Genomic DNA, 6460 nt, shown 5'->3' on the forward strand with positions numbered 1-6460 from the left:
ACTCAACGTATACAGCCTCGGAGGTCCTCATGACAGAACTGCGCGTGGCCGCCGCCCAGCTCAGCACCGGCCCGGATCCGGTCGCCAATCTGGCCGCGGCAACTGCCGCGGTCCGGCAGGCAGCCGAGGGCGGCGCCGAACTGGTCGCGCTGCCCGAAGCCACGCTGGCTTGCTTCGGCACGGACCTGGCCGGCGTCGCCGAACCGCTGGACGGACCGTTCGCGACGGGCCTACGGAAGGTCGCCGCGGACCTCGGGGTCGTCGTCGCGGCCGGTCTCTTCGAGCCGTCTTCCGACGGGCGGGTGCACAACACGGTGCTCGTCACGGGACCTGGCGTCGAGGCGTCGTACCGGAAGATCCACCTGTACGACGCCTTCGGCTCGCGCGAGTCGGACACTGTTGCTCCGGGCAAGGAGCTGGTGACGTTCCGGTGGCGGGATGTGACGATCGGGCTGGCGACGTGCTACGACCTGCGGTTCGCCGAGCAGTTCACCGCGCTCGGGCGGCTCGGCGCGGAGCTGATCGTCGTACCGGCGTCGTGGGGTGCGGGACCCGGCAAAGAAGAGCAGTGGGACCTGCTGACGCGGGCGCGAGCCGCCGACGCGCAGGCCTGGCTGCTGGCGTGCGACCAGGCGTACGTCCCGCCGCGCGGCAGCGATCCGCTGGGGATCGGCCGCAGCTCGGTCACCACTCCCCTGGGCCAGACATTGATCCGCTTGGACGCCGTGCCCGGCACCTTGCACGCGACGATCGACACCTCGGTCGTGGGTGCCGTGCGCGCCCGGGTCCCGATCCTTTAGGACAGGCCGTTCTTCTTCATGCGGGCGTTGTACTCACGCATGCGGGGCGGGTAGCCGACCACGGCGGCGTCGTACGACGGGATGCCGAGCTTGTTGGCGAAGTCGTGCGCCCACCGGACCGACGGGACCCGGCGCCGGGTCCACTCGCCGTCGATGGCCACCAGCAACAAGGTGTACTCCGTCACCGCCGTCCGCGGCTCGACGAACCCCTCGACACCCTGGCGGGTCTGGGCGAACTCCCGCAGGTGCGCCTGATCGGGGGTGTCCGACCGGCGCATCGTTCCGGCCTTCTGCCGGCGACCGAACCACTTCATGAGGTAAGTGTCCCCTATCCCGGCAACTCTCCGGGAGAAAACCCTCGTAACGGTTCCGGGCCGCCCGGGCGGCACAGTGTGACCGGGTCGAGGGTGGCGGCCGGTGGGATCGGTGAAAAGATGACGCCGGGCCGGAACCGCGATCCGGGGCCGCCCGCCGACCAGACCCACGGAGGAACCTGTGACTGAGAGTGGTACGACGTACGACCTGGTGATTCTCGGAGGCGGCAGCGGTGGCTATGCCGCCGCGATCCGTGCCGCCACGCTCGGGCTGTCCGTCGCCCTGGTGGAGAAGGACAAGGTCGGCGGCACCTGCCTGCACCGCGGCTGCATCCCGACCAAGGCCCTCCTGCACGCCGCCGAGGTGGCCGACTCCGCCCGCGAGGGTGAGCAGTTCGGTGTCCGGACCACGCTCGAGGGCGTCGACATGGGCGGCGTGAACAAGTACAAGGACGGCGTCGTCGACCGGCTCTTCAAGGGACTGCAGGGCCAGCTCAAGGCCCGCGGGGTCACCGTGATCGAGGGCGAGGGCCGGCTCACCTCGCCCACCACGGTGCAGGTCGGCGACACGACGTACACCGGTCGGAACATCGTCCTCGCGTCCGGCTCCTACTCGCGCTCGCTGCCCGGCCTCGAGCTGGACGGCCACCGGGTGATCGCCAGCGAGCACGCCCTGACCCTGGACCGCGTCCCGGAGTCCGCCGTCGTCCTGGGCGGCGGCGTGATCGGCGTCGAGTTCGCCTCCGCCTGGACCTCCTTCGGCACGGCCGTGACGATCGTCGAGGCGCTGCCGCGGCTGGTCCCGGCCGAGGACGCGGACTGCTCGAAGGCGCTCGAGCGGGCGTTCCGGAAGCGGAAGATCGCCTTCAAGACGGGTACGCCGTTCGAGTCCGTCGCGGTGACGGATTCCGGCGTACGCGTGACAGTGGCCGGCGGCGAGGTGATCGAGGCCGAGGTCCTGCTCGTCGCGGTCGGCCGTGGTCCGAACACGTCCGGCCTGGGATACGAGGAGGTTGGGGTCGCGCTCGACCGCGGGTTCGTCACCGTGGACGCGACGCTGCAGACCAGCGTGCCGGGTGTGTACGCCATCGGCGACATCGTGCCGGGACTGCAGTTGGCGCACCGCGGCTTCCAGCAGGGCTTCTTCGTCGCCGAGCACATCGCCGGGCTGGCACCGACCCCGATCGACGAGGCCGGCATCCCGCGCGTCACGTACTCCGAGCCCGAGGTCGCGTCGGTCGGTCTGACCGAAGAGCAGGCCCGGGAGAAGTACGGCGACGTCGAGATCCTCAACTACAACCTCGGCGGCAACGGCAAGAGCCAGATCCTCAAGACGGCCGGCTTCATCAAGCTGGTCCGCGCCAAGGACGGCGCCGTCGTCGGCCTGCACATGGTCGGCTCCCGTGTCGGCGAGCTGATCGGCGAAGCCCAGCTGATCTACAACTGGGACGCCTACCCGGCCGACGTCGCCCCCTTCATCCACGCCCACCCCACCCAGAACGAAGCCCTCGGCGAAGCCCACCTGGCCCTCGCCGGGAAACCTTTGCATTTCCATGACTGAGACGCTCGGGCGGTTCGCTGGACCGCCCGAGTAGGTTTGGGGCCGCTGGGGCGTGCGGGTCGCCGTGACCCGGATCCCGCGCACGCCGGCGGCACCGTAGGCTGACACTCGACCGATCAGACGAAGGAGCAACCACCGTCATGCCGACCTCTGTATCCCTGCCGGCCCTCGGGGAGAGCGTCACCGAAGGAACCGTCACCCGCTGGCTCAAGCAGGTCGGTGACACGGTTGCCGTCGACGAGCCCCTGCTGGAGGTCTCGACCGACAAGGTCGACACCGAGATCCCGTCGCCGGTGGCCGGCACCCTGCTCGAGATCAAGGCCGCCGAGGACGAGACCGTAGAGGTCGGCGCCGAACTGGCCGTCATCGGCGACGCCGGCGAATCCACCGGCTCCGCCCCCGCCGAGGCCGCCCCGGCTCAGGAAGCTCCGGCCGCGCCCGCTCAGGAAGCGCCCGCCGCGCAGGCTGCCCCGGCTCAGGAAGCTCCGGCCGCGCCCGCCCAGGCAGCGCCCGCCGCGCAGGCTCCGGCTCAGCAGGCGCCGGCCACCGAGTCCGCGCCCGCCCAGGCCGCGCCCGCCGCCGAGGCCGCCCCCGCCCAGCAGGCGCCCGCCGCAGAGGCCCCCGCTCAGGAAGCTCCGGCCGCAGCGGCCTCAGCTCCCGCGACCTCCCCGGCCGCATCGGCACCCGCGTCCGGCAACGGCGCAGCATCCGGCACCCCGGTCACCCTCCCCGCCCTCGGCGAGAGCGTCACCGAAGGCACCGTCACCCGCTGGCTCAAGCAGGTCGGCGACGACGTAGCAGTGGACGAGCCCCTCCTCGAGGTCTCCACCGACAAGGTCGACACCGAGATCCCGTCCCCGGTCGCCGGCAAGCTCCTCGAGATCAAGGTTGCCGAAGACGAGACCGTAGAGGTAGGCGCCGAACTAGCCATCGTCGGCTCCGCGAACGCCGCCCCCGCCGCGGCCCCCGCCGAATCCGCCCCGGCCCCCCAGGCTCAGGCCGCCACGGCTCAGGCCCCCGCCGCCCAGGCTCCGGCCGCCCAGGCTCCGGCTGCCGCCCCGCCCGCTCAGGCCCCCGCCGCCGCACCCGCACAGGCCCCGGCTGCGGCCCCGGCCCCCGCCGCCGCGCCGGCTCCGGCTCAGGCCCCCGCCGCCCAGGCCCCGGCAGCCGCCCCCGCCCCCGCCCCCCAGGCAGCCCCGGCCTCTGCCCCGGCCGCATCGGCACCGGCAGCCTCCCCGAACGGCTCCACCTCAGAAGGCCCGAACTACGTCACCCCGCTCGTCCGCAAGCTCGCGGCCGAGCACCAGGTCGACCTCAACGCCGTACAGGGCACCGGCGTCGGCGGCCGCATCCGCAAGCAGGACGTCATCGCCGCCGCGGAAGCCAAGAAGGCCGCCGCAGCCGCCGCCCCCGCCCCGCACGCCTCCGCCGCAGCAGCCCCCGCGGCACAGGCCGCGACCATCAGCCCGCTCCGCGGCACGACCGAGAAGATGAGCCGCATCCGCAAGGCGATCGCGACCCACATGGTCAACTCGCTGCGCGTCTCGGCCCAGCTGACCACCGTGGTCGAGGTCGACGTCACCGAGATCGCCAAGCTGCGGAAGGCGAAGAAGGCCGAGTTCGAGGCCCGCGAGGGCGTCAAGCTGTCCTTCCTGCCGTTCTTCGCGCTCGCCGCGATCGACGCCCTGAAGCAGTACCCGAAGCTGAACGCGTCGATCGACGAGGAGGCCGGCGAGATCACGTACCACGCCGCCGAGCACCTCGGCATCGCGGTCGACGTGGAGAAGGGCCTGATGGTCCCGGTCGTGCACAACGCCGGCGACCTGAACATCGCGGGCCTGGCGAAGAAGATCGCCGACCTGGCCGACCGCACCCGCAACAACAAGGTGCTGCCGGACGAGATGGCGGGCGGCACGTTCACGATCACCAACACCGGTAGCCGCGGCGCGCTGTTCGACACCCCGATCCTGAACCAGCCGCAGGTCGGCATGCTCGGCACCGGTGCCGTGGTGAAGCGCCCGGTCGTCATCACCCACCCGGAGCTCGGCGAGACGATCGCGATCCGGCAGATGGTGTACCTGGCCCTCACCTACGACCACCGCCTGGTGGACGGTGCCGACGCGGCCCGCTACCTGACCGCCGTCAAGCAGCGCCTCGAAGAGGCCCAGTTCGACGTCTGATCCGGTCCGACGATGGCGCCGGTGTTCGTCTCCCCCGAGACGGGTACCGGCGCCTTGTCATCTCACCCCGACCACCCCCACCCGCACCCGGCCCGCCTCACCTCAACGACCACCGACCCCTCGAACGCGAGCACCCGAACGACGATCGATCCATCGACCCCGAGCACCTCAACCACGACGACCCGTCGAACTCAAGCACCTCAACCACCATCGACCCGTCGTGCTCGAGCACCTCAGCCACGATCGACCCGTCGAACTCGAGTGCCTCAACCACGACCGACCCGTGGCGAGACCTCGCCACGGACCCAGCTGATCTAGGAGCCCGGATGAAGTACGTGTTGGCCGGCGCATCCGGCTTCCTCGGCAAGGCGCTCGCCCAGGATCTCCTGGCCGACGGCCACCAGGTCCTCCGACTGGTACGGCGTACGCCGTCCACCGCCGACGAGATCCGCTGGGACCCGGCCCGGGGCGAACTCGATCCGGCCGCGCTCGGCACCCCCGACGTACTCGTCAACCTGGCCGGCGCGAACATCGGCCGCCCGTGGACCCCGACGTACCGCAAGACGATCCGCGAGAGCCGCGTCAGTACGACCGCCACCCTCGCGGCGGTCGCGAGCCAGCTGGAGCGGCGGCCGGTCGTGATCACGCAGAGCGGGATCGGCGGTTACGGCATGGACTGCGGCGACCGCATCCTCACCGAGGACTCCGAACTCGGCGAGGGTTTCCTCTCGGACGTCGTACGACTCTGGGAAGGCGCCCTCGAACCCGCCCGCACCGCCGGCTGCCGCGTCGCCGCCCTCCGCACCGGCGTAGTCCTCGACGGCAAGGCCCTCGCCTTCCAGCTCCTCTCCCTCCCCTTCCGCCTCGGCCTCGGCGGCCGCCTAGGCTCCGGCACCCAGTACTTCCCGCTCATCTCGCTCACCGACTGGCTCCGCGCAGTCCGCTTCGTAGCCGAGAACGACACCCTCACCGGCCCCGTCAACCTCAACCTGCCGGTCCCCGCCACCAACGAGGAATTCACCCAAGCCCTCGCCACCGCCCTCCACCGCCCGGCCTTCATCCCCGTCCCCGCCTTCCTCATGAAAGCCGCCCTAGGCGAGTTCGCCTGGGAACTCCTAGGCAGCAAACGAGCCCTCCCCACCCGCCTCCTCGCCCAAGACTTCACCTTCCACCACCCCACCGCCCCCGCAGCCATCTCCTCCGCCCTCAACCCCTAACCCCAACCCCCCAGGCCGAACTGAAACCGCACCACGCGCGAGCCGCGTCGGGTGGGACGTGGTTCGCCTGGATCCACCACCCAGGCCGGAACACCGCTGGCACCGGCGCGGCGGAAGCTGGTCCACCTCCAGCCACACCCCCGGCCGGAGCAGCGTTAGGCATCCGCGAGGCGAGACTTCGCCAACCCCTCAGCCACACCCAGGCCAGGACTCACGGCGCAGCACGAGCACGCCGAGCGGGGTGGGAAGTGGGTCCACCCCGGCCTCACCCAGGCCCAGCCGCGAGCCGGAACACCGGCGGGCACAAGCAAGGTGGGATCTGATCCACCGCAGCCACCACCCAGCCAGGACGCAGGCCACACCGCGGGGCGAGCACGCGTGGGATGGG

Annotated in this window: 5 protein-coding genes; 4 read left to right on the top strand and 1 reads right to left on the bottom strand. The window is 71.5% G+C overall.

Annotated elements, in window-relative coordinates; all coding sequences use genetic code 11:
- Window positions 1-29 precede the first annotated feature (29 nt).
- Window positions 30-800: a nitrilase-related carbon-nitrogen hydrolase gene (locus ACZ6O0_RS33100; RefSeq protein WP_465768955.1), complete on the top strand. Its 771-nt coding sequence runs from the start codon at window positions 30-32 to the stop codon at window positions 798-800.
- On the opposite strand, the gene ACZ6O0_RS33105 is transcribed toward ACZ6O0_RS33100, so the two are convergent.
- Window positions 797-1114 (bottom strand): hypothetical protein, encoded by a 318-nt coding sequence (locus ACZ6O0_RS33105; RefSeq protein ID WP_465768956.1) that lies wholly within the window; start codon window positions 1112-1114, stop codon window positions 797-799. The genes ACZ6O0_RS33100 and ACZ6O0_RS33105 overlap by 4 nt on opposite strands.
- 181 nt (window positions 1115-1295) lie before the next feature.
- Between ACZ6O0_RS33105 and lpdA the strand changes: the two genes are divergently transcribed.
- The 3 genes from lpdA (at window position 1296) to ACZ6O0_RS33120 (ending at window position 6072) form a co-directional block, all read left to right on the top strand.
- The gene (lpdA, locus tag ACZ6O0_RS33110; protein WP_465768957.1) at window positions 1296-2675 is read left to right on the top strand and encodes a dihydrolipoyl dehydrogenase; all 1380 of its coding nucleotides are present in this window, start codon (window positions 1296-1298) and stop codon (window positions 2673-2675) included.
- A 140-nt stretch (window positions 2676-2815) separates the two neighbouring features.
- A complete protein-coding gene (sucB, locus tag ACZ6O0_RS33115) occupies window positions 2816-4855 on the top strand; it encodes a 2-oxoglutarate dehydrogenase, E2 component, dihydrolipoamide succinyltransferase (protein ID WP_465768958.1) in 2040 nt (679 codons plus the stop codon).
- Window positions 4856-5181: 326 nt separating this feature from the next.
- Entirely contained in the window at window positions 5182-6072 is an 891-nt protein-coding gene (locus tag ACZ6O0_RS33120) for a TIGR01777 family oxidoreductase (RefSeq protein ID WP_465768959.1), read from the top strand.
- Window positions 6073-6460: the final 388 nt, after the last annotated feature.

The sequence above is a fragment of the Kribbella sp. NPDC048837 genome (assembly GCF_055586945.1).